Here is a 24,400-nt window from a genome sequence, read left to right on the forward strand (position 1 = left end):
GACTGGACCGCTTAAACCGGACGGCAGATCCAGTGCAAATAACGCCCAAGCCCGATAAAGCTTGGGTGACGACGATGAGCCAGTTCCATTTCCAGCAAATCCAGCAACTCGGCGCGGGCCTGGAATTCCACCGGCATATAGTCGTGGAAAACCCGTACCCCACTCTGGATTTCGACCGTCCACAGGCCCTCAAGTTGCGTCGCCAATTCACGCGGATCAAGCGGTCGCTGCGGCGTCAGGCTCTGCTTTTCACCGGCCATATCGTTCTTGCGCATCTTGCGGAAGTGGCCCTTGAGCAGGTTGCGATAAATCAGCGCATCACGGTTGTAGAACGCCAGCGACAGCCAACCGTCCTTGGTCGTCAGCTGATGCAGCACCGGCAAGATGGCGTGGGGTTCAGCCAGCCATTCCAGCACTGCATGGCATAGCACCAGATCGTAAGGTTCTGTGAGCTGCCCGAGCAGCTCCTGCCAGGGCGCCTGAATGAAGGTCGCGGTCTGCCCGGCCTCGGCGAAACGCTGGCGTGCGCCTTCGAGCATCGGTTCGGCAGGCTCGGCCAGCGTCACCTGATGCCCGCGCTGGGCCAGCCACAACGACATATGGCCAAGCCCTGCGCCGATATCCAGCACCCGCAACGGTCGATCCGGCAAGGTTTCGGCCAGATCGGCCTGGAGCACCGCGAGGCGAATCGCGCCTTTGGCGCCACCGTAGATTTTCTCAGCGAAACGGGTCGCTAATTGATCGAAATGACGGTCAGCCATCAACAGAACCTCCGTTCACTGTCTGCCAGCTTGCTGCGAACCACCTGTTCCAGGTCCAGCCCCAGTTCGCTGCACAGCAACAATAGATAGAGCACGATGTCGCCAACTTCCTGACCGGCATGGGCGAGTTTTTCCGCTGGCAATTGCCGCGACTGGTCCTCGCTGAGCCATTGGAATATTTCTACCAGTTCGGCCATTTCCACGCTGGCGGCCATGGCCAGGTTTTTCGGGCTGTGAAATTGGCGCCAGTCGTTACGGTCGCGGATGGCGTGCAGGCGTTCGGTCAGTTCGTCAAGGTTCATCGGGCTCTCCTGAAGGCGTATAGCTTCGGGTGGATGGCGAATGAAGGCAAGCGCCGACCATTATTGCTGTCGCTTCGCGATAGCGGACTAATCAACAACACTGAACTCAACCCGTGCCGTCTGCCCGCCTTCATCCAGCACACTGAGCTGATAGCGCCCCAGCTGATCGAAGGTCGCATTGATGCTGTCCTGGTGGGCGCTGTCGCCCAGCGGTGCGCCATTGACGAACCACCAGCGCCGACCGCTGCCGCCCAGGGCCGAGAGCTTCAAGTGCAACAGTTCCTGACTGGCAGCCGGGCGGCGCAGCTGGTCGCCTTCGCGCACGCCGACAATCGATAAGGGTGACGCGGCCGACAGCATCGGCCCCGGGCACTCTGGATCATTGGCCGGCAAGCGTGCTTCACGACGCTCCACCCTTGGCAACCAGGGCTCCAGGGGTGCGGGCCATAAGGCGATGTCACGAGCCATGGCACCCGGGCATTTGGCATCGACCCGCAAGCCCTTGGCGTTGACTCGGATTTTTTCCAGCAAGCCGACACCCAGGGGCTGGTCCAACGCCTGCAAGGTCGGTGGCGTGGTGCCGTCCAGGGTCCAGGCGAAGCGCTGGCGCCGGCAATTGGGGTCGCTACGGCTCATGGGCTGGCCCAACGGCCAACAGATCGCCGCCACGCCGACGTTCATCGGCACCGGTTGTACCGGGGCGCTGATTCCACGCTGGCTGTCGCGGTTGATCAATACATCGTGGACTTGCAGCATCAGCGGCGCTGCCGAGGCCAGGCCGAACTGCCCGGGCACCGGGGTGCCGTCCGGGCGGCCGATCCAGATGCCGATCAGGTAGCGCGGACCCACGCCTATCGCCCAGGCATCACGAAAACCGTAACTGGTGCCGGTCTTCCAGGCCAGCACCGGGCGCTGCACCAGCTCGGCACGGGGGTCGCGATCGGGTCGCGCCTGCCCGCTGAGAATCCGCCGCACGATCCACGCCGAGCCCGGTGACAGCAAGGGTCGCTCATGCAGTACATCGTCCGGTTGCAAACGAATGTTGGCGCTCTTGCCGCCACGGGCGAAAGCGCTATAGCCACTGACCAGGTCCTCCAGGCGGCTGCCGGCACCGCCGAGAATCAGCGACAGATTCGGCTCGGCCAATGCTGGCAGTGTCAGCGGTACTCCGCCAATGCGCATCTCGGCAGCAAAGCGTTTTGGCCCGTAGGCTTCGAGCAGTTGCACTGCTGGCAGATTCAGCGATGTAGCCAGCGCGGTACTGGCCGGCACAGCACCGCTGAAGCCCATGGAGAAATTGCCCGGTCGATAGTCGCCGTAGCGGCGCGGCACGTCCTGCAGCAGTGATTCGGAATGGATCAGTCCGGCGTCCATGGCCATGCCGTAGAGAAAGGGTTTGAGGGTCGATCCGGGCGAGCGCAGGGCACTGATCATGTCCACATGACCAAAACGCCTGGCGTCGTTGATGTCCACCGAACCGAGGTAGGCGCGTACCGCCATGCTCTCTTCTTCGACCACCAGAATCGCTGCAGACGTATGCTCCGGCAAGCGCGCGCGCCAACCCAGCAGCAAGTCTTCAAGACGTCGCTGCAAGGTCGCGTCGAGGGTGGTGCGGATCAGTGGTGGGCTGTCCGCACGATTCAGGCGGCGCGCCAGTAACGGCGCGAGGCTTGGTTCCAGGCGCGGCGCCAGCAGCAGGGGTTCTTCCAGCGCTTCGTCGACCGCTGACTGCGGCCAGACCTGGAACTGCGCCAGGCGCCGCAAGACCTTGTCCCGGGCCACTTGCGCTCGCGCCGGGTGACGGTCTGGGCGCAAGCGGCTCGGCGCCTGGGGCAGAACCGCCAGCAGCGCCGCTTCGGCGTGGGTCAGCTGCTGCGGTGATTTACCCAGATAGGCCCAACTGGCCGCTGCCACGCCTTGCAACGTGCCACCGAACGGCGCGCGATTGAGGTACAGGTTGAGGATCTGATCCTTGGACAGGTGCCATTCCAGTTGCGCGGTGCGCCAGAGTTGCCGCAGCTTGCCAAACAACGTGCGTGAGTGCGGATCAAGCAATCGCGCGACCTGCATCGACAACGTGCTGCCTCCCGACAGGACACGGCCACCGGTAAGGTTCTGCCATGTGGCACGGCCGAGCGCCAAGGGGTTCACGCCGGGGTGTTGGTAGAACCAGCGATCTTCGTAGGTCAGCAAGGCATCGAGGTAATACGCCGAGACCTGGCTGGTCTCCACCGGATAGCGCCATACGCCATTGGCATCGGCAAAGCGCCACAACGGGGTACCGTCTTCGGCCAGCACTACCCGCGCCAGGTCGTCTTGGGGCAAGGGCAGCGGCCAGAGGCGGTCGGCGAGCCAGAGCAGCGCGATCAACAGCAACAACCCAGCCAAGGATCGACGCGCCCACTTCATCCAGCGAGAACTCTGTGGGAGCGCAGGTGCGGCTCTCCGACTTGCCCGCGAAGGCGTTCTGCCTGACACACCGAGTCGTCCCAATCGCAGGCAAGCCAGCTCCCACAGGGATCGAGTCCTGCCTGACATACCCTGCAGTCCCAATCGCTTGCAAGCCAGCTGCCAGAGAGATCGAGTAACTAATCGCAAATTCAAACCGGCAAACCTCTATGCTTCAGGGAACTCGCCAGCGCACATAATGGCCCAAGTTTCAGATCTGGCATCAACGCCAACTCTCTCATCGGGACGCACACATGCAGGTAGAAAGCTTTTTCGAATGGCTCGGCCAGGCACTCGGTTCAGTCATCCGGTTTATCGTCGATGGGCTCAGCGGGTTGTTCAATATCCTGGCTAACGCTGGCAGCAATTTTGTCGATGGGCTATCCCGCACGCTTGGCATGGATGCCTCGATCATCAGCATCATCGCGCTGATCGTCGGTCTGATGCTGTTGTACTCGGCCATCCGCGCCTTTATGCGGGCTTCGATCATCATGGGGATTATCTGGCTGATGTTGGGGTTGTGGTTGTTGAGCTGGATTATTCATTGAGCCAGCACATTTCTCACTAACGACACGATCCCCGTAGCAGCCCCACTGGCCACCCCTACCGTCCCTTGATCACCATCTGCGGTGGAGTCTCACCTACTGCCTGCCAGTTCGGCCGGTACATCGACTCCACTTGTGGCGGCGGTACCCGGTAGGTGCCGGGTGTGACGGCTCGCGCCAGGTACAGCAGGTGCGTGGTGCCGTAGCCGTCCAGATTCATCGCCGCGACGTAGCGATCATCACGGAATTCCTGATGCTTGAGGCTGGCGTTCTGCATCGACTCGCGCCATTCCTTGACCTTGCTGCTGGCGTTTTCCAGGCTCGCGGCACTCTGGGCCAGATTCTGGTTTTCCAGCTCCAGGCCGGCCGGCAGCAAGTCCACCACCAGGGCGTCCGGCACTCGCTGTTTGGCGCTGACCGCCAGGTGCACCAGCACCAGATCACCGCTGGCCAGGGCCTTGAGGTTCAACGGCTGACCGTTCATGCCCAGATACTCGCGACGAATGCTCAGGTTCTCGCCACCGGCGACCGGCGCCTGTAATGGATAACCGGAAAGGGTCAGTTGCTGATACACCGGCTCGCCGCCTTCGTTGCGCAAAGACAGCGGCGAAGCCAGCAACGCACCTTCGAGTTTCAGACCTGGCTGGTTATTGCTCAGCTCACGGGTTTCATTGCCACTGTGCAATTGCGCAGTCCAGCTGGCTTCCGGCTTGCCCAGTAAGCCACGGCCGGCGAGGAACAACGAGTTGCGCTCCTGAGTCGACAGGTATTGGCTGGCGGCCAGTTGATCGGACAACTCGAACAGACGCTCCTCACGCTTGCCCTTGGCCAGATCGTTTTCTTCGAGCAGTGCCAGGATCAGCGCCTGATCGCGCAGCGGGCTGCCGTAGTCGGCGAGCCAGCCCTTGCTGTTGCGTGACGCCGCGAGACCCGCGATCAGCGCCTGATTGGCACGCGGCTGGTCGCCCATTTTCTGCAAGGCGATGGACAGTTGCACCAGCGGCAGGCCGGAACGGGCGTCGGTGCGACGCTCGAACAGACTGCGCAGCGCGCCCAGCGGCGCCTGCTGGCTGCGGGCCAATACCAGTCCGGCATAGGCTTGCACCGCAAAGCGTGTGTGCTCGGCGTTTTCGCTGTAGTTCACTTCGATCAGGTTGCGCTCCTGCAGATAACGCAGCAGCCGCTCGCTGGCTTTTTTCAGCGCCTCGGGCGGCACCGCGAAACCTTGCTCGCGAGCCCGCAGCAGGAAGTCGGTGACATAGGCCGTCAGCCAGTACTCCTCTTCCCCGTCAGCGCCCCACAGACCGAAGCTGCCGTTATAGCGCTGCATACCCAGCAGGCGCTCGATACCCAACTCGATCTTGCGCTTGCGCTCGGCATCCGGCTCGCCTTCCAGACCCAGGCGCTTCAGGCTCGCGGCATCAGCATAAAGCGATGGGTACAAGCCACTGGCGGTTTGCTCCAGACAACCATAGGGGTAGGCCTTGAGTGCGCGTATCTGCTCGCCCAGGTTCAGCGGCGGTCGGCTCGACAGGCTGAGCAGGGCTTCACGCCCGGCGGGTTCGAAGGCCTTCAGTTCAGCTTCCGGCAATTCCCAAGGCTGATCCTTGAGCACCGCGCGGTAGTGTTTGAGCATCGCCGGATAAGCCGGCCGCACACCCAGTGTCCATTCGCGGGTAAACGGCGGCAGGCTCTCACCCGGCAGGTCGAGGCCATTGACCAGCACTTTGACCTTCCCTTGGCCCAAACCACCGAGGGCCTGCACCGGAATTTGCAGGGTAGTGCGTTGACCTTCGATCAGTTGCACGCTGTGGCTCGCTTCACCGAGCAGGCCCAACTGGCCCTCGGCACTCAGTTGCACGGTCAGTTTCTGCGCTTTGCCCGAGAGGTTCGACAGGTCCAGAGCCAGCGTCGTCTGGTCACCACCGGCGAGGAACCGCGGAGCCGAGAGTTCAGCAATCAGCGGCGCGGCAATGACTGTTTTGCCTTCGGCCATACCATAACGATCATCGGTCCAGGCCTGGGCCATCAAGCGCAGTTCGCCGTTGAAATCCGGGATGTCGACGCTGACTTCGCCCTCACCCTGTTCGTTCAAGGTCACCGGCGCGCTTTGCAGAGCAACGATGGTCACGCTGGTGTCCGGACGCTTGCCGCCCTTGGCCAGCGCCGCGTCACCACCGAAAGCCAGGCTGGCCAATCGACCCTGACCGGCTTCGATCAGCTGCCCATAGATATCAAGCTGGTCAGCACCATAGGCTTTACGACCAAACAGGCTGGAGTACGGATCCGGGGTCGGATATTCGGTGATATTGAGGATGCCCACATCCACTGCGGCCAGCAGCACATGCACCTGTTTCGGCACGCTGCCGTCGGCATTTTTCGCCTGGATTTTCACCGTCAGCGGTTGTTTCGGACGCATTTTTTCCGTTGCGCTCAAGGTCAGGCCGAGTTTGCGCTGGGTCCGATCCAAAGGCAGATGCAATACGCCGACCGCACGTTTCGGGGTGATGTTGGCCTTGCGCTCACCGGGACGAATCACCAGCGCGCTGACATACAGGTCATGCCGCGACCATTTTGGGTCGAGCTTGACAGCGAAGCTTTTGCCTTCGGCCGGCACGTCGATTTCCTGCCACCACAACGGGCCATCGGCGGACTCCACCAGCAGATAGCCCTGGCCGGCAGCCGGTGGAGTGACGGTCACATTGGCCGTATCGCCATCGCCGTAGGCGGGTTTATCCAGCGCCAGCTTCACTTGATCCGGACGCACTGCGCCGCCTTCGGCGTTGTCCTGGGAGCGATAGCCGGCCCAGAAGCGCAAGCTGCTGACCAGACCGGTCTGCGGGTCTTCGACTTCAACGCGGTACGGGCCCCACTCCACCGGAAAGCTGACTTTCGCGGTGTCTCCGGCTTTGATGCTGAGGGTTTCTTCGTCAAGGTTGAGGAATTTTTCGTTGAAGTGATAGCTCCAGCCATCGTTCTCCGAGTAGTTCCAGTAATAGTCACGGCGCTCGCGCACCAGGCGCACCTTGAGGTTGTCCGCTGCCAGTTTCTGGCCCTGATTGTTAGCCACCAGTAACTCGAACTCGACAGGGCCGTCGCCATCGGTTTCTTCTCCTTCGAACAATGCGCGCAGCCCCGGCAGACGATCCGCCGGCCATACCGGCTGGACCACTCGACGGGTGATCGGACGGCCACCGGATTCTTGCAGGCTGGCCTGCACGATCAGTTGCAGGGGCGACCGGGCTTCGGCCCATTTGCTTTCAAGGGAGATAAGCGCTTCGCCACTGGCGTCCAGCGCGGTTTCGTCCAGCTCCAGATCCTGACTCAACTCTTCTTCGGTCACCGAGCCGAACTGATAACCGGGCAAGGCTTTGACCGCCTCTCGCAGCGGACGCACATAGACCTGGCCACTCAGGCGATTGCCCGAGGCCGGGGCGCCGTAGAGATAGCGGCCGTTGACACTGATTTCGGCGGTGTCAGCTGGTTTGATCGGTTCATCCCGGCCTTTGAGTTCAAGAGCCAGACGCTCGGGCAGGAAGTCCTCGACGAGGAACTCATAGAGTTGCGGCTTGCCGTCGCCCAGATCGAACACCAGTTGCCAGCGCCCGGTCGGCGCTTCGCCGGCCAGCTGCAACTGGTATTGATAGAGGCCGGACGCATCGGCATCCCAGACGAACTTGCGGCTGACCTGCTCATCCGGCCGACGCACTTCGACGCTCACCGGCTGCGGTTTGACCGCGTTGCCATCCTTGTCCCGCAGCAAGGCATTGAGCAGCACGGTTTCCCCTGGGCGATACAGGTCACGCGGGCCAAACACGAAGAATTGCAGCGGGTGGGCCTGCGGCCCGCCGATATCGAATTCGGCCAGGTCCAGGGCAGCACTGTTCAGACGCAGCATGCTGGTCTGCTCACCCTGATGAGCCAACAGCACTTCGGCCTTTTTCGGTAGCAGCAACTCGGCGTGGCCGCCCTTCTCGGTCTTGCCCTGGCCCACGACTCGACCGTTGCTGTCGAGCAGTTCGAGACTGACGTCAGCCAGGGCTTTGCCGCCCTCCAGCGCTTGCGTGAAGACATCCAGACGATTCTGGTAACGGTGCACCGACAGGCCGATATCACTCAGGGTGAACAGGGTTGCCGGTTGCGAGTAGTTGTAGGTGCCGGAAGCACGCATCACCGCCAGGTAAACCCCGGGCTGTTGCAACTGTTTGAGACCGGCGATCGGCAGCAACAGGGTTTCCCGGGTGTTGCGCGCCGGGTTGAGGTCGAAACGACCGCCGTAGACCAGCTCGGCCATCGGCAGCAGTTCGCGCGATTCATAACTTTGCAGGCTGGTGCTGCGGCCCCACTGACTGAGAAATGCCGGGAGTGCCTCGGGTTTGATGCGGAAGAATTCGACATCAATCTTGTCGACGTTCAGCGCGATCACCGGCAGACCTTCGGCCAGACGGGTCGGCAGCAAGGTGCCACGGCTGGCGAAGCCTACGGTAGGTTGCAGGTCGCGGGTTTCCAGGCGGCTGACGTACTCGGCGGCGAGCGTGGCGTCGTTGACCCCGCGCAGCCCGGCATCGACGGTCAGCACCAGTTTGCGCTGCGGCTCGAGGTGACGCAGACGCAGTTCCATCAGGTTGTCGGAGAGTTCCCAGGCACCATCGAGCTTGCCGGTTTTGCTGTCCACCAGGTGCAGTTTTTCGGCGAACTTCTGCTCCGGGTCCAGCGGCACCGAGAAACTCACTGACAGGGTGCTGGCGCCATCGAGCTGAACCTCGGAAACGTCCACCACGCTTAACTCACGACCGACGTAGCGCTGCTTCAGCACAGCGACATCCGGCAATGCATTGACCTTCAGCACGCTGACTACCGCTGGGGGCGCGGCGGCGGTCGGTGCCTTATCCGAGGTCGACGAATCGCAAGCGCTCAGCAGCACCAGCGCACAGGCCAGGAACAATCCTTTGTTAAGCATGAGGCACTCGTTGGCAGGGGTATCGAAGGGTTGAACTATATATCACTGGCGCGAAACCGGCTGAGGCGCTGGTAACATTGAGTGACGGAGGGGGGGGTTACTCGCAGCACTGAGTTCAACTGTGGCGAGGGGGCTTGCCCCCGCTCGGCTGCGCAGCAGTCGTAAAGCCAGCGCATGTGATCTGCCTGAAGAAACCGAGTTGCATTCATTGGGGCCGCTACGCGACCCAACGGGGGCAAGCCCCCTCGCCACAGCAAGTTCCCTCGCCACAAAGGCTCGGTGCCAATCCTGCTTCTGCCGCTACAATGCCCCCTCTTGCAAGGAGCCTGCATGTCCACCCTGATCACCGACTGGCGCCATCGCCTGACCCATCACCGCGTCTGGGCTCTCGCTGCGCCGATGATTCTGTCGAACATCTCCGTTCCGCTGGTGGCGCTGGTCGACAGTACGGTGATCGGCCACCTGCCCCACGCCCACCAACTTGGCGCGGTGGCGATCGGCGCCAATCTGTATCTGTTCCTGGCCTGGTCCATGGGTTTCCTGCGCATGGGCTCCACCGGGTTCGCCGCCCAGGCGGCCGGGCGGGCAGACGGTGCGGCGCTTCGGCAAATCCTGCTGCAGGGGTTGCTGTTGGCCATGGGTCTGGCGCTGCTGCTCGGGATCATTGGTGTGCCGCTGAGTGGCGTCGCCTTGCAGCTGATGCAGCCTTCCGCCGAACTCGACCAGATGACCCGGGATTTCTTCCATACCCGGCTATTTGGCCTGCCGGCGGCGCTGGCCAGTTTTGCCCTGGTGGGCTGGTTCCTCGGCACCCAGAATGCGCGCGCGCCGCTAGCGATTCTGCTCAGTACCAACCTGGTAAACATCGCCCTGAACCTGTGGTTCGTCCTCGGTCTGGACTGGGGTGTGGTCGGCTCGGCACGGGCCTCGGTCATCGCCGAATGGACCGGCGCCCTGATCGGTCTGGCCATGACCCGCAACGCCTTGCGCGATTACCCGGGGCACATCGCCTGGGCCGCGCTGGGGCTGTGGCAAAGCTGGCGACCGTTGCTGGCGGTGAATCGGGACATTTTCATTCGCAGCCTGGCGCTGCAATCGGTGTTTTTCCTGATCACCGTGCAGGGTGCCCGACTGGGCGACGCGACGGTCGCGGCCAATGCGTTATTGCTCAACGGCTTGCTGCTGACCGCCCATGCACTTGACGGCCTGGCCCATGCCGTGGAAGCCCTGTGCGGGCACGCCATCGGCGCCCATGACCGGCAGGCCTTGCGCCGTTCGCTGGTGGTGGCTTGTGGTTGGTCGTTGCTGATCAGCCTGGGCTTCGCCGTGTTGTTCCTGGTGGCCGGTCATCTGTTCATCGAGATGCAGACCGACATCCAGAGTGTGCGCGAAACAGCCTTCAGTTATCTGCCCTACCTCGCCATGCTGCCACTGATTGCGGTCTGGAGTTACGTGCTCGATGGTCTGTTCATCGGTGCGACCCGGGCCCGGGAAATGCGCAACGGCATGTTGCTGAGCGTCATCCTGTCGCTGCCGTTTGCCTGGGCGCTACAGGGCTTCGGCAACCATGGCCTGTGGTTGACGTTTCTGTTGTTCATGCTGCTACGAAGCCTGACCCTCGGCGCTTTTGCCTGGTACCTGCGCAAGAATGACGGCTGGTTCAGCACCAGCCGCCATTGAGCCGATGAGTCACCCTGCTCAGGGTCGATGACGCTCCCAGGTCTGACGCAGGTGCTCGAGGCGCTCACGCGGGGTGCTGCCACTCAATCGCTCGGGAACACTGGCCGCCGGGTAACACAGACGCAGTCGCAACCAATCATCGAGTACAGCATTGTCACGAAAGCCGTGCTTGAGCCCCTCCTCCAGATGGCACCAGATAGTGCTGTAGTCACTCCCCGTCGAACGACTCCAATGATAGGCGTGGCGCTCCAGCAGGCATGTTTGCAGCTTGTCTTGCTGGCGGCGGCTCAGGCCGGGCTCGATTACCAGCTTGCTGCCCGGCAGCCGTGGATTCACCAGGTGCTGCCAGCCCAGGCTACCCACGGCCTTGTCGGCCCAGGTGCCTCCGTACCAATACAGCTTGCTGATCGGCCCCAGCCAGCCGCTCAGTTCGCGGGCGTCACAGGCATCGAAAAAATAGCTCGCGGTCTGTGGGTTGTAGTAGCTCAAGAGACCTTTGTGGTGCAGCCCCAAGGTGACGGTGAGCATCCGTCGCAGATGCGTCAACAGCTCCTGTAACGGTGCCGCGCTGACCAGGAACAATCCCGGCCAGGCCTGTGGTTCGGACTGACTGAGCGCAACCAGAGGCGAGTGTTGATCCAGCGCGACCAATAACGGCCCATGACCGCTCAGCGAATGCAGGTCGGTACTCTCGAACAGCGCCCGGCAGTGGATTGCGGCAAAGCGTTGGCGCAACATCAGGCCTGACTCCGGAGAGCCCGGCAGGTCGAGCAACAACCATTGCGCTGCATGCCTTGGCATTTCGGCCACGCTCATACCCCACCACTTTTACCGGGCCTGGCCAGCAAACGACAGGTGCAGACACTTTGTTTGCAGTGGGTGAAGCTGCCGCCTTCCGGCAGCAAGCACAGTAACACCAGAGGATGGCTAGCCTGCACCATCGCCAGCAAGCCCTGCGGATCAGATTCGGGTGGCGGAGCCTGGATTATCGGGACGCTGGCGGGCGATGGCGGCCGCGCTTCGAGAATGATCTGCGCACTGGACAGCCTGAGACCCGTTGCACCGAGCTTGATCGCACTGTTGCCGACCTTGAAGTGCATTTCACTGCCGGTGTCGAACCAAAGCTCAATCTCGCCTGACAGCTGGATGCTTTGCTCGGCCCCGACAAACCTCGCAGGTTCGAGATCGACATGCAGTAATGTCAGCTCCTCGCACGGCTCAGTGGCAACAGAGCTGGGCTCATTTGTCGACGGAGTCTGCGCCCCGCCCACCGATTGCGGCAGGCAACCAATGATCAGCGGCTGGTCCGGATCACCCTGGGCAAAACTGACGAGTACTTGCATGCCGGCCTTTACCCCTTGAATCGCTTCGCCTGCAAGCTCATTCGATACGGGCACCCAACAGATGCCTTGATTGGAGCCCTGTCCCTGATACAGCCAATCAAACTGCACCGCGATCATCCCTGGTGGGGCTTCAAGCACTGGCGCGGGATCCACTACCCAGGCTCGCTGGATATCGCTCATTCGCGGTTCTGGCAACGACCGGGCAGGCACGAAGGAGACTTCCCGGGGCGTAGCGCGAAAATGATTGCGATACCGACACACCGATGGCAACTCACCGGAAAACGCCTCGTCTGGCCCCAAAACCGGCGCCTGATACCCCTGGTGCTGGACGCTGGTCAGCAGCCAGAAGCGGTTCCAATCGGTAAATGGATGCCCGGACAAGACCATGAATGAACCGCTGCCCAGCCATGCAAGATCGCTTTGGCCCTCGGCAACGTGCTCGACCCGAGCACCGGATTCATCTACCCCGAACTGTGCGCGCAAACTGAACTGGCGGATTGCAGGTACCTGCCCTTCGGGTAAAAAAACACCGCTGTCACTTTGGCGAAAGCTGCGCTGGGTATCGGCAAACACCACGCAATGGCCGAACTGGCGATGCTGAAAATGGTAATGAATCCTTTCTTGCGCACACAGGCGCTGGAGAAACTGCAGATCCGACTCTCGATATTGGGTGCAGTAATCGCGTACCCGATAGTCGCCAGTGAGTTCAAGGCAATATCCCTCTTCCCGTATACCGTGCTCATGCAGCACCCGGCGGATGATTTCAGGCACCGTGAGCCGGGTGAAAATGCGCTGGCTGTAACGTTGCGCCAGGCACGCCAGCTTCGGCCCCAGCCGAACGCGACAACGCCTTTGCGAGGCGTAATGATTGTCTTGGCTGAGCCCATGAATCTGTCCATGAATACCGCCTTGGCCTTCGAAGAATTGAAGGTAGGCGCAGCGATACATAAGCCCGCCCAGGTCCAGTTGCGGGTCATCGATGATTAGCTGCAATTCGAACACAAACGGTTCACTGATGGATTCAGTGCCGGTAAAGGCCAAAACGTCAAGGGGATGGGGCAGGCCCGCTATGTCCAGACGAAAGAACGGTTCGTTGGCTGGATTGGACATCGAGGTTTCTCTACAGGAGGGCGGCCGGGGATTCTCGCTGAGAGACATGGCCGAGTAGAGGGCAAGAGTACAAGTTAGGAAGCGGCCTACATGAAATGCAGACTGGATCTCTTTGATCCTTCAAAAGCTAATAGCCTGAGCCGTTAGCCTCTGAAAAATAAAGAACGGCCGCACCAAGCCATCTGAAAAAACACGCAAGTTGCAGTGAATTTTCAGACAGCCTGAAGCAGCCGTTTATTACCTCAGGACGACAGGTAGGACGAACGAGTCAAACCCAGACGCAGGGCATCGAGGTACTGGGTACGCTCAGCGGCGGTGATCTTCGCGCTGGCGACTTTGTCGCGGTAGTGAGTCATCAACTCCTCCGGGGACAAATGCACATAGCGCAACATGTCTTCGATGGTGTCGTGGGTTTCGATACCGGCGCTGTACACCGAGCCATCCTGGTTCTGGTAGAGGTTCACCGAGTCGGTATCCCCAAACAGGTTGTGCATATCCCCGAGGATTTCCTGATAGGCGCCTACCAGGAAAACCCCCAGCAGGTAATCTTCACCGTCGTTCAACGCATGCACCGGCAGGCTGGTCTCGATGCTCTGCTCATCGACGTACTGCTTGATCTTGCCATCGGAGTCGCAGGTCAGGTCTTGCAGCACGGCACGGCGCAGCGGCTCTTCGTCGAGACGGTGCAGCGGCAGGATCGGCAGCACCTGGCCGATCGCCCAGGTGTCCGGCAGGCTCTGGAATACCGAGAAGTTGCAGATGTACTTGTCGGCGAGCTTGTCGTTGAGTTCGTCGAGCACCTGACGGTGGGAACGCTGACGGGCCTTCAATGAGTTGTGCAGGCGACGGCAGACGGCGAAATAGCACTGTTCGCCCAGGGCTTTCTCGGCCAGGCTCAGTTTGCCATCGGCATACTGGGTGGCGATGTCGCTCATGTAGTGCGTGGCGCGCCAGTAGGTCTCGGTGACCATTTCAATGTCGGTCGGGCCCAGCAGGTCCACCAGCCATTGCACGGTTTCCGGCAGGTTTTCCTTGTTTTCGATGACTGGCACGTCATCGTTGTGCTTCTCGACGTCGGTCACCTGGACCACCAGCATGGCGTGGTGGGCGGTCAGCGAGCGGCCGCTTTCAGAGAAGATGTTCGGATGCGGCAGGTTCTGCGCGTCGCAGAATTCCTTGAGCATGCCGACCACAACACCGGCGTAGTCGTCCATGTCGTAGTTGATCGAGCTGGCATTGCGCGAGTGGGTACCGTCGTAGTCGACACCCAGGCCGCCGCCAACGTCGATGTGATCGACTGGCAGGCCGAGGTTGCGCAACTCGCCGTAGTAACGGATCGCCTCCTTGAAGCCGTGCCGGTAGTCATCCAGGTTGGCGATCTGCGAGCCCATGTGGAAGTGCAGCAAGCGAATACCCTGGTCCAGACCGGCCGCGCGGAAACGCTCGACCACCGACAGCAACTGCGCGGCGGACAAGCCGAATTTGGATTTTTCACCACCGGTGTCCGCCCACTTGCTCGAAGCCAGGGAAGACAGACGCACCCGCAGGCCGACCTGAGGCTTGACCTTCAGCGAAGCGGCTTCTTCGATTACCAGTCCGACTTCGGATTCTTTCTCGATCACGATGAACACGTTGTGACCGAGCTTCTGGCCCATCAGCGCCAGGCGAATGAATTCGCGGTCCTTGTAACCGTTGCAGACGATAGTCCCGCCCTTGGGCGCCAGGGCCAGTACCGCCAGCAATTCCGGCTTGGAGCCGGCTTCCAGACCGATGGAAACATTCTGGGTGGCGATGATGCTCTCGATCACCGCTTCCTGCTGGTTGACCTTGATCGGGTACAGCGCGGTGTACTTGCTCTGGTATTCCAGACGCTCGATATTGGCGTCGAACGCGCCGGTCAGCTGGCGTACGCGGTCTTGCAGGATATCCGGGAAGCGCACCAGCAGCGGCAAGGACAGGCCGCTTTTACGCAGTTCCTCGACTTGCTCGTACAGATCGATAGGCGAGCTGTTCGGGCCGTTCGGACGAACTTCGACGCGACCGGCGTCATTGATCGCGAAATACCCGGCCCCCCAATGGCGAATCCCGTAAACACTGCGGCTGTCCGCAACTGTCCATTGGCTGCCATCGTCTTTGCGTGTGCGTCGTACGGACATCGAAGTCCCCTATAAATGAAGTCATAGAGCGTCACCTGAGATCAGGCTGGCGCAGTCTAAAGAATAAAAATGACGATTAGTCTGCATTCGAGGGGGATAGACCTCGCATACAGCGCGGAGTTTAGAAACCGGTCATGAACAGGTTCTGTGAAAACCATGGAGACGACGGCAAACCTGAATCGGATCAGGACTGCATCAAGTCGGGGGTGGTCTTCACAGAAGCTGCTAACCGCCGGACTTCTTCGCTTTGAAGCCGAGTTTGATCAGCTCTGCCAAGAGTAGTTCGACATGCTCGCCCTGGATCTCGATGACCCCGTCTTTCAACGTGCCACCGGTGCCGCAACGCTTTTTCAGCGTTGTGGCAAGCGCACCCAGCGCGTCTTCCGCCAACGGCACGCCGGTGATGGTCGTCACCGTCTTGCCGCCACGGCCCTTGTTTTCGCGACGCACGCGAGCAATGCCGTCGCCGGCAGGGATAACGGTTTGTTTGCAGATACAGGCATCCACCGGCTGACTACAGTCCGGGCAATGTCGACCTGCGTCGGTGGAAAATACCAGGCCACCAAGGGCGGCGAAGGATGCGGCTTTTTTGGCCACCGGCAATCCTCTTGGGAGGACAAAGACTGGTCGCTGCACTTTGGCAAGTGCCATCGACCGCGAAGCCCCACTCAGGCAGGGGCAGCGCTACTGAACCGGGTAACCCTGTGTAGGAGCTGACGAGTGCAACGACGCTGCGATCTTTTGATTTTGACTCAGAAACAAAGTCAAAAGATCGCAGCCTGCGGCAGCTCCTACAAAAAGCAAAACCGGTCCAGCTTGAAAAAGGTCGCGCAGTGTAACGGCAAATAGCCGACTTGCTAAGAGCCAATCGGCGCCAATTTATGCATCTTTTGCGACGTCTGCGCCTTGTGCGCGCAGATAACGTTTCAAGGCCGCCAGAGAATCCGGGCAATAAGGCTTTTGCGCAATATCCTGCATTACCTGATCTATCGGCATAAAGCGCGCTTCCAGAACTTCTTCAGGCTGCAGACACAAAGGCCCGTCCCAGACCGCCGAAAACGCCGAACACCAGAGCCGGTTGCCGGTGTCTTCAAAGAAAAAGTGATCATGGGCGGTCAACTCGACACCACTCACCCCCAGCTCTTCTTCCAGCTCACGGGCCGCCGACTCGGCGTAGGTCTCACTCGCCAGCACCATGCCACCGGCTGCCACATCCCAGAAACCCGGATAGATGGCTTTGCTCAAAGTGCGTCGATGCACGCACAGCTCACCGGCAGAATTGAACAGCATGATGTAGGTACCGCGGCCGATCAGCCCGCGCTCGCGCAGATCGGAGCGGACCAGGGCGCCGAGCAGCTTGTCCTGCTCATCGACCCAGGCGATCTGTTCGGCATCCGAGGCCGCGCGATGTGCGGCCTCATTAGAGGTAGCGACCATGACTCAGCCCTGGGAAAGCAGTTGACGCAAATCGATGACCGCAGCGTTGGCCCGCGAGATGTAGTTGGCCATAACCAGCGAGTGGTTAGCCAATACACCGAAGCCGCTGCCGTTGAGGATCATTGGGCTCCACACCGGTTCCTGAGAAGCTTCCAGCTCACGAATGATCTGGCGCACGCTGACCGTAGCATTCTTCTTGGCCAGGACATCGGCAAAGTCGACTTCGATGGCGCGCAGCAGGTGGGACAACGCCCATGCTTGACCGCGGGCTTCGTAGAACACGTTGTCGATCTGCATCCAAGGGGTTTCCACCACCTCTTCGTCCACCTGCGGCACCTGGCCCGGGGCCACGACTTCGGTTTTCAGCGCAGTATTGAGCTTGACTCGACCGACGCTGGCCGACAGCCGTTGCGACAGCGAACCCAGACGGGTGCCTACGTCACCCAGCCAATTGTTCAGGTTATCGGCACGGGAATAAAACAGCGCACTCTTCTGGTTCGGATCGGACAAGCGGGTCTGGTAACGGGTCAGGGAGTTCATCCCTTCCTCGTACTCGGACTCGCTGGAAGGCAGCACCCAGCTTTTGTTGTCGAAGTTGAAACGCGGTTCGGCCTTGGCCAGATCAGCGTCCTCGGTAGACTGCGACTGGGAACGGGCGAAATCCTTGCGCAGAGCACGGCTCAGGTCACGGACCTGCACCAGCACGCCGTATTCCCAGCTCGGCATGTTGTCCATCCACAGGCCCGGCGGAAAACGGTCGTTGGAAATATAGCCACCCTGCTTGGTCAGCAGCGTACCGGCAACGGTCTTCAAAGTTTCCACCGTGGTGTAACCGATGACCATCTGCTTGCCTTGTCTCTCGGCCTCCATCTGGGCGTTTTGCTGAACCGGAAACAGTGCCGGTTCCTGGCTCCAGTACCAGCCCAGGACAATGGTCACCAGCAGGTACAGGCCAAGCAAGGTAGCCAGGGCACGGCTGAACAGCAGACCACCGAAATAGCTGCGGGTTGCCGATTTCGGTTCAGCGGCGCGTTCAGGCGCGCTGCCCGCGCGGTTCTTCCAGTCCAGCATGGCTATATCCTTTCGATCTCGGAATTCATAGGTTCGACAGTAACCCTACCCCATCGTGCCTCAGCCTGAGCGGATTTATCGCTCAGATACCAGTCGCACAATCGTCGCAGCTTACCGCCCCACTATAAATGAAGCACAGTCGAGAGCCTATGCGATCAGCCGGTCAACAAATGAATAACGCCCCTGCACAGTTTATTGACGTATGACACTCATCCAATTGAAAAGAGGTGCTAGCATAGAGCCACCACTCAATCTCAGCATGCCCCCTAACTAGTTGTCAGGATATGACCGAGCCAGAAGACCCCAGCCGTGAGCGCCTCAAGCACCACTTTGCCCAGCGGGTAATTCATCAGGCACGTCAGATTCTTGAGATATGGCAACGCCTGCAGCGAAGCGAATGGTCTAGCGTCGACCTGTCGGAACTGGCCGAGGCCAACTTGCGCCTGCTGCGGTTCGCCGAACGATTCGAACAACCTGAACACGCTCAATTGGCGCGCAGTATCGGCGATTCGCTGCACGCGGTGGATGCCAACCGCGGGCGTCTGAGCAGCGGGCTGATCACCGATCTCAATCGTTTGATGCAACGTTTGTCGCGCACCGGCCTGCGGCATGGCGACCAGTTCGAACAAACCTTCCTGCCACCGCTGCGCAAGCCGATCTATGTGATGCTGCAGGATCACGGCCGCGCCGAGCGACTGGCCAAGCAGCTTGAGTTCTTCGGGCTCAGCGCTCAATCGCTGGACAGTGTCGCGGCGTTTCGCTCCTCGCTGGTGGAGCGGCTGCCCGCTGCGATTGTCATGGATGTCGACTTTTGCGGCACCGGCATGGGCCTGAAACTGGCGGCCGAAGCCCAGGAAGGCCTGGAGCACAAGTTGCCCCTGCTGTTCTTCAGCCTGCACGAAACTGACACCCCGACCCGCCTCGCTGCCGTGCGCGCCGGCGGTCAGGAATTTCTGACCGGTACCCTCGAAGCTTCGAGCCTGCTGGAAAAAATCGAAGTGCTGACCTGCGTCGCTCAGTACGAACCGTACAAAGTGCTGATCATCGATGACTCCCGAGCCCAGGCCTTGCACACCGAACGCTTGCTCAATAGCGCCGGAATCGTCACCCGGACCCTGATCGAACCGATCCAGGCGATGGCCGAGCTGGCGGACTTCCAGCCGGACCTGATCATCCTCGATATGTATATGCCGGCCTGTACCGGTACCGAACTGGCCAAGGTGATCCGCCACAACGACCGCTACGTCAGCGTGCCGATCATCTACCTGTCGGCCGAAGACGACCTGGACAAGCAGCTCGATGCCATGAGCGAAGGTGGTGACGACTTTCTGACCAAGCCGATCAAGCCCCGCCACCTGATCACTACGGTGCGCAACCGCGCGGCTCGGGCACGCAATCTCAAGGCGCGGATGGTTCGCGACAGCTTGACTGGCCTGTATAACCACACCCATATCCTGCAATTGCTCGAAGACTGCAGCTTCCGCGCTCGTCGCGAAAGCAAGCCGCTGAGCTTTGCGATGCTCGACATTGACCATTTCAAACGGGTCAATGACAGCCACGGCCACCCCATGGGCGACCGTGTGATCAAGAGCCTGGCGCTGTTCCTCAAACAACGCCTGCGCAAGACCGACTACATCGGGCGTTATGGCGGTGAAGAATTCGCCATCGTCATGCCCGACACCGATGTCGAATCGGCCTATAAAGTGCTCAATGAAATCCGCCAGCGTTTTGCCGAAATTCATTATCCGGCAAAACCTCAGGATCTTTGGTGCACCTTCAGTGCTGGCGTCGTAGAGCTGCGCGAGGGCTCCGACAGTGTGATGATGGCCAGCCAGGCAGATGAAGCGCTGTATCGCGCCAAGCACGCTGGACGCAACTGTGTGCAAGCCGCTCTGCAATCAAAGCAAAGTGCCACCTTTTAATCGGAATCCACCGAGTCGGTCATAACCCTGTAACAGAAACGCAATAACTTCAGGTGCTTACCATTCCGTCGTTGGTAGACCCTCGATGCGCCTGAAGCTGCTGACCAATCTCAACACCCTCCTCTTAGTCGCCGTTTGCGTCGCCCTGGGTGCCACGCTCTGGTGGTCGCAACGCGCGCTGGAACGACCCTATCTGCTGATGGAACGTTACCTGGGCCTGTCCCAGCAGTTCCAGAATCAGGTAGCGCGCAACATCCAGGATTACCTGGCCAGTGGCGATGCGCTGCGCCTGAGCAGCGCCAGCCAAGCCATTGAAACCCTGCAACAGGAGCTGGACGAGCTGCCAAGCGAGCTGGCCCAGAGCTTGCGCCCAAGCCTTTCCAGCCTGGGCGAGTTCAGCAAGACCGAGCTGCTGGCCGCGGGCAAACTCGCCGGCGATCCGCAAGCCTTGCTGCTCCAGGCCGAACGCGAGCTGGGTGCCAATCTGGAACAACTCAGCCAATACGCCACAGGCGCCAATAACCCGAATGCCACAGGCTATTTGCCGTTGTTGCTGACGGCGTCACAGCACTTGGCCAAGCTGTCCCTGGCCCGCGACAAACTGGTCAGCAGTGGCCGTAGCGAGCTGGCGGCGGATGTCGAGCGTGAAGTCAGCAACATCCGCAGCCAGGCCGAGCAATTGGGGGCCTTGGCATTGTTAGGCATCAGCGCCAGCAGCGAATCGAACAGCGAAAACTTCGCCGCCATGATGGGACTGGAGAACACCGAAAAAAGCCTCGCCGAAGATACTGGCATCGGCCTCAAGCGCGAACTCAACAGCCTGTTGACGCGCTACCCGGCCGAGCTTGCCCGCACTCGCCAGCAGATACAGCAACGGGCCGAGCTCAGCGCTGCGACGCACCTGAAGATCACCGCTGTTGCCCAGGCGATTGCCGGCCTGGAACCCGCCGTGCGCGCCCAACACGGGCAGATTCAGAGTGAAGTGCGGATCATCCAGGGCTTGATGATCGGCCTGATCCTGCTGATCGCGTTGCTCATCGATACCTTGCAACGGCGCCTGGCGCGAGTGCTGACCAACCTCGCGCCGGCCTTGTCGACCTGGGCCGAGGGCGACTTCAGTCGGGAAATCCAGTTGGGCGCCACCAACCGCGAGCTGCACGACATTGAGGCGTCACTGAATCGACTGCGGGCGTATCTGGCCGATCTGGTGGGAACCATCCGGCAGAACGCCGAACAGGTCGCCGGCAGCAGTCGCGCTCTGGCCGAGTTGAGCAGTAGCCTGCACAGCGGCGCCGAACGCCAGGCGGGGGATACCGCGCAAATTCGCGACTCATTGGGTGAGCTGGAAGCCACTATCCAGCAGGTAGCCGGCGATGCCAGCCAGGCCGCGGACGCCAGCCGTCAGGCTGGGCTTGCTGTCGAACACGGGCAGAAAGTGATCGGCCTGAGCCTCACGGGGTTGCATGCATTGGTCGGCGAGGTGCAAGGCAATGCGCAGATGATCGAACACCTGGCCGAAGAGTCGGCGACCATTGGCGGCGTGCTCACGGTGATCCGTTCGATCGCCGACCAGACCAATTTGCTGGCTCTCAACGCCGCCATCGAAGCCGCTCGCGCCGGGGAAATGGGCCGTGGTTTTGCAGTAGTTGCCGAAGAAGTCCGTACGTTGGCGCAACGCACCGCTGGCGCCACCGCCGAGATCCAGACGCTGATCGCAGGTCTGCAGCTGGCCGCCCGCCAATCGGTAGAAGGCATGCGCGCGCAGGTCGAACATGCTGAAGCCACAGCCAATCAGGCCCAAGCGGCTGACGGTGCGCTGGATGAAATCGTCGGGGCGATCCAGACCATTTCCGACACTGCGGTGCGCATCGCCGATGTCACCGCCCAACAGAGCGGTGCCGTCAGCGAAATCCGCGATCACAGCGAGCGGATCCACCAACTGGGCGGGGATAACCTGCTGAGAATCGGTGAGGGTCGCAGCCAGGGAGAACATTTGTTGGCGTTGGGCGGACAGCTGCATACGGCCGTGCAGGCATTTCGCGTCTGAAAGGGACCCCTGTGGCGAGGGGGCTTGCCCCCGTTCGGCTGCGAAGCAGTCGCAATACTGGCGTTCGGGTTCTAACTGAAGGATCCCATTGCCCGATTTTGGGACCGCTTCGCGGTCCAGCGGGGGCAAGCCCCCTCGCCACAAAAGCCCGATCACCTCAAGGACGATCCCCTCTCCCTGCACTCCCCGCCCCACTCCGCTATCATGCGCACACTTCCGATACGCGAGATCGCTATGCGCCGCTTGCTCTGCCTGATGCTGTTATTGCTCGCCCTGCCGGTGACCGCCGCCGGGTTGCTAGACAGTCGTCCCAGCTCGACCCTGGGCTCGGTCAATAACAGCTCCGATTTCCTGCCGGTACGCGAAGCCTTTCAACTGAGTCTGGTAGAAAGCACGGCGCAATCGATCAAGCTGCGCATCGTCGCCAGTGAAGGCTATTACCTTTACCGCCATCGCTTTCAGTTCCGGACCGAGCCCGCAGACGTCACGCTGGGCGCCGCACAGCTGCCTCAAGGCGAGCAGAAACACGATGAGTATTTCGGCGACGTCGAGGTCTACCACGGGATTCTCGACGTAGAGCTGCCACGCCCGGCCGGCGATCATCGCCCCTTCAGCCTGGCAGTGACTTACCAGGGTTGTGCCGATAAAGGCCTGTGCTATCCGCCCGAAACCGAGCGCCTGAACATCGCCGGCAAGCCTTCTGCAACAACCAGTGTCGAAACCCCGTCCAGCGACCTTCAGACACGCTGGAACTGGCGTGAACTGGCGCTGTTCTTTCTCGCGGGAGTGGGCCTGACTTTCACCCCTTGCGTGCTGCCCATGCTGCCGATCCTCTCCGGCGTGGTGTTGCGCGGTCAGGTCGGCGGCTGGCGCGGTTTCAACCTGTCGCTCGCCTATGTACTGCCGATGGCGGTTTGCTTTGCCCTGCTCGGGGCATTGATGGGTATGTTCGGCGCGCAGTTGAATCTCCAGGCACGTCTGCAATCAGCTTGGGTACTGGTGCCGTTCGCGCTGTTTTTCTCGGTGTTTGCCTTGGCCATGTTCGGCATCTTCGAACTGAAACTACCCCATGCCATCAGCAGCCGCCTGGATCGCGTGGCCAATCGCACCGAAGGCGGTTCCTTGTGGGGCGCCGCAGTGCTGGGGGTGGTTTCCAGCCTGCTGGTTTCGCCCTGCGTTTCGGCGCCATTGGCCGGCGCGCTGCTTTATATCAGTGCCAGCGGTGATGCGCTGGGCGGGGCATTGAAGCTCCTGCTGCTGGGTCTGGGCATGGGCGCGCCGTTGCTGCTCGTTGCCACTGGTGGCGCGGCCTGGTTGCCGAAAAGCGGCCCTTGGCTGCTCTACGTTAAAAATGCCATTGGTGTTCTGCTGCTTGGGCTGGCGATCGGCTTGCTCAGCCGAGTGTTGCCCGGCCAGGCCACCCTACTGCTGCTCGGCCTGCTGGCAGCGGGTGTCGGGCTGTTTCTCGGCGCCCTCGAATTCATCTACAAGCCTCCGAGACAGCGCCTGGCGCAACTGCTGGGGATGTTTCTATTGTTCTATGCGCTGGCCTGCTGGTACGGCGCATTCAGCGGCCAGACCGACCCGCTGAGTCCGATCGGCCGCTCACTGGCCATCAATTCGGCGACTGGCGTCCCGGCTCAAGGCACCAGCCAATGGCAGACCATCAGCGCCCCTGCTGAACTGCAGCGTGCCCTCGTCGAGGCCAAGGCTGGCGGCGTACCAGTGCTGGTCGACTGGTACGCCGACTGGTGCATCAGCTGCAAAGTCATCGAACATGAAGTGCTTAACGACGACAACGTCGTCGAACGCCTCAAAGGCTATCGCCTGGTGCGCTTTGACATGACCGCCAGTAATCGCGAACAACGCGCCCTGCTCGATCGTTACAAACTGTTCGGACCGCCAGCGCTGATGTTTTTCGGCAAAGAGGGTCTCGAGCACAGCGACCTGAGGGTGATCGGCGAGATCAATGCAGCGGACTTCGCCGAACGTGTCGCCAAGGCGAATGACCGGATTTAATCAGTCGGTTATATATTTCGCGCAAACATCGGGCATCGTGCTGGCTATTGCAGAGAACTGGACAGTCACAAAGGGTTTGCGGCATAGTCGCCGGGTTCTGACAACTGCACACAGATAACAAGGAACTGCAGATGGCGACCCTACTGGTTTTGCACGGCCCCAACCTGAACTTGCTCGGCACCCGCGAACCGGGCGTCTACGGTGCGGTAACCCTGGCTCAGATCAATCAGGATCTGGAACAGCGGGCGCGTAATGCCGGCCACCATTTGCTCTACCTGCAAAGCAATGCCGAGTACGAATTGATCGATCGCATCCATGCCGCGCCTGGCGAGGGTGTGGACTTCATTTTGATCAATCCGGCAGCTTTTACGCATACAAGCGTCGCATTACGTGACGCGCTGCTGGCAGTGAGCATCCCATTCATCGAAGTGCATTTGTCAAACGTGCACAAACGCGAACCTTTCCGCCATCACTCTTACTTCTCCGACGTAGCGGTGGGAGTGATCTGCGGCCTTGGCGCCAGCGGTTATCGACTGGCCCTGGAGGCCGCCCTGGAACAGCTTGAACAACAAGCTAAACGCCCCTGACCGACCCTTGGG

General features: G+C 60.8%; 16 protein-coding genes. 6 read left to right on the plus strand and 10 right to left on the minus strand.

The window, feature by feature from the left end:
• Positions 1-11 precede the first annotated feature (11 nt).
• From ACA064_RS27900 to pbpC, 3 genes are all read right to left on the minus strand, one after another.
• Positions 12-761: a methyltransferase domain-containing protein gene (locus ACA064_RS27900; protein ID WP_497671002.1), complete on the minus strand. Its 750-nt coding sequence runs from the start codon at positions 759-761 to the stop codon at positions 12-14.
• The gene (locus tag ACA064_RS27905) at positions 761-1,063 is read right to left on the minus strand and encodes a MazG-like family protein (protein WP_497671003.1); all 303 of its coding nucleotides are present in this window, start codon (positions 1,061-1,063) and stop codon (positions 761-763) included. The genes ACA064_RS27900 and ACA064_RS27905 overlap by 1 nt, the downstream gene beginning before the upstream one ends.
• An 87-nt stretch (positions 1,064-1,150) precedes the next feature.
• Positions 1,151-3,472: a peptidoglycan glycosyltransferase PbpC gene (gene pbpC, locus ACA064_RS27910; protein ID WP_497671004.1), complete on the minus strand. Its 2,322-nt coding sequence runs from the start codon at positions 3,470-3,472 to the stop codon at positions 1,151-1,153.
• A 293-nt stretch (positions 3,473-3,765) separates the two neighbouring features.
• On the opposite strand from pbpC, the gene ACA064_RS27915 reads away from it, so the two are divergent.
• A complete protein-coding gene (locus ACA064_RS27915) occupies positions 3,766-4,059 on the plus strand; it encodes a hypothetical protein (protein ID WP_497671005.1) in 294 nt (97 codons plus the stop codon).
• 55 nt (positions 4,060-4,114) lie between these two features.
• Here the strand turns inward: ACA064_RS27915 and ACA064_RS27920 are convergent, their stop codons facing one another.
• Positions 4,115-9,016, minus strand: a complete 4,902-nt coding sequence (locus ACA064_RS27920) for an alpha-2-macroglobulin family protein (RefSeq protein ID WP_497671006.1) — start codon at positions 9,014-9,016, stop codon at positions 4,115-4,117.
• A 330-nt stretch (positions 9,017-9,346) separates the two neighbouring features.
• Here ACA064_RS27920 and ACA064_RS27925 point away from each other — a divergent pair, with 330 nt between their 5' ends.
• Positions 9,347-10,696, plus strand: a complete 1,350-nt coding sequence (locus ACA064_RS27925) for an MATE family efflux transporter (RefSeq protein ID WP_497671007.1) — start codon at positions 9,347-9,349, stop codon at positions 10,694-10,696.
• A gap of 18 nt (positions 10,697-10,714) precedes the next feature.
• Here ACA064_RS27925 and ACA064_RS27930 read toward each other — a convergent pair whose 3' ends face one another.
• From ACA064_RS27930 to ACA064_RS27955, 6 genes are all read right to left on the minus strand, one after another.
• On the minus strand, positions 10,715-11,512 hold the full coding sequence (locus tag ACA064_RS27930) for a DUF4123 domain-containing protein (RefSeq protein ID WP_497671008.1): 798 nt from the start codon (positions 11,510-11,512) through the stop codon (positions 10,715-10,717).
• Positions 11,509-13,149: a contractile injection system protein, VgrG/Pvc8 family gene (locus ACA064_RS27935; RefSeq protein WP_497671009.1), complete on the minus strand. Its 1,641-nt coding sequence runs from the start codon at positions 13,147-13,149 to the stop codon at positions 11,509-11,511. Before ACA064_RS27935 ends, ACA064_RS27930 begins: the two co-directional genes overlap by 4 nt.
• 242 nt (positions 13,150-13,391) lie before the next feature.
• On the minus strand, positions 13,392-15,305 hold the full coding sequence (gene speA / locus ACA064_RS27940) for an arginine decarboxylase (protein ID WP_497671010.1): 1,914 nt from the start codon (positions 15,303-15,305) through the stop codon (positions 13,392-13,394).
• 225 nt (positions 15,306-15,530) lie between these two features.
• Positions 15,531-15,902 (minus strand): translation initiation factor Sui1, encoded by a 372-nt coding sequence (locus ACA064_RS27945; protein WP_150644107.1) that lies wholly within the window; start codon positions 15,900-15,902, stop codon positions 15,531-15,533.
• A gap of 282 nt (positions 15,903-16,184) precedes the next feature.
• A complete protein-coding gene (locus ACA064_RS27950) occupies positions 16,185-16,742 on the minus strand; it encodes an NUDIX hydrolase (RefSeq protein WP_497671011.1) in 558 nt (185 codons plus the stop codon).
• Between the two features lie 3 nt (positions 16,743-16,745).
• Complete coding sequence (locus ACA064_RS27955) at positions 16,746-17,813, minus strand: DUF2333 family protein (RefSeq protein WP_497671012.1); 1,068 nt, start codon at positions 17,811-17,813, stop codon at positions 16,746-16,748.
• A gap of 284 nt (positions 17,814-18,097) precedes the next feature.
• Here ACA064_RS27955 and ACA064_RS27960 point away from each other — a divergent pair, with 284 nt between their 5' ends.
• The 4 genes from ACA064_RS27960 (at position 18,098) to aroQ (ending at position 24,388) form a co-directional block, all read left to right on the plus strand.
• Positions 18,098-19,735 carry a diguanylate cyclase gene (locus ACA064_RS27960; RefSeq protein ID WP_497671013.1) on the plus strand — a complete coding sequence of 546 codons (1,638 nt, stop codon included), beginning with the start codon at positions 18,098-18,100 and terminating at the stop codon, positions 19,733-19,735.
• A 1,003-nt stretch (positions 19,736-20,738) separates the two neighbouring features.
• The gene (locus ACA064_RS27965; RefSeq protein ID WP_497674347.1) at positions 20,739-21,782 is read left to right on the plus strand and encodes a methyl-accepting chemotaxis protein; all 1,044 of its coding nucleotides are present in this window, start codon (positions 20,739-20,741) and stop codon (positions 21,780-21,782) included.
• Positions 21,783-22,016: 234 nt separating this feature from the next.
• Positions 22,017-23,801, plus strand: a complete 1,785-nt coding sequence (locus tag ACA064_RS27970; RefSeq protein WP_497671014.1) for a protein-disulfide reductase DsbD — start codon at positions 22,017-22,019, stop codon at positions 23,799-23,801.
• Positions 23,802-23,932: 131 nt separating this feature from the next.
• Entirely contained in the window at positions 23,933-24,388 is a 456-nt protein-coding gene (gene aroQ, locus ACA064_RS27975) for a type II 3-dehydroquinate dehydratase (protein ID WP_150644101.1), read from the plus strand.
• Positions 24,389-24,400 lie beyond the last annotated feature (12 nt).

It is taken from the genome of Pseudomonas sp. LBUM1658 (assembly GCF_059716055.1).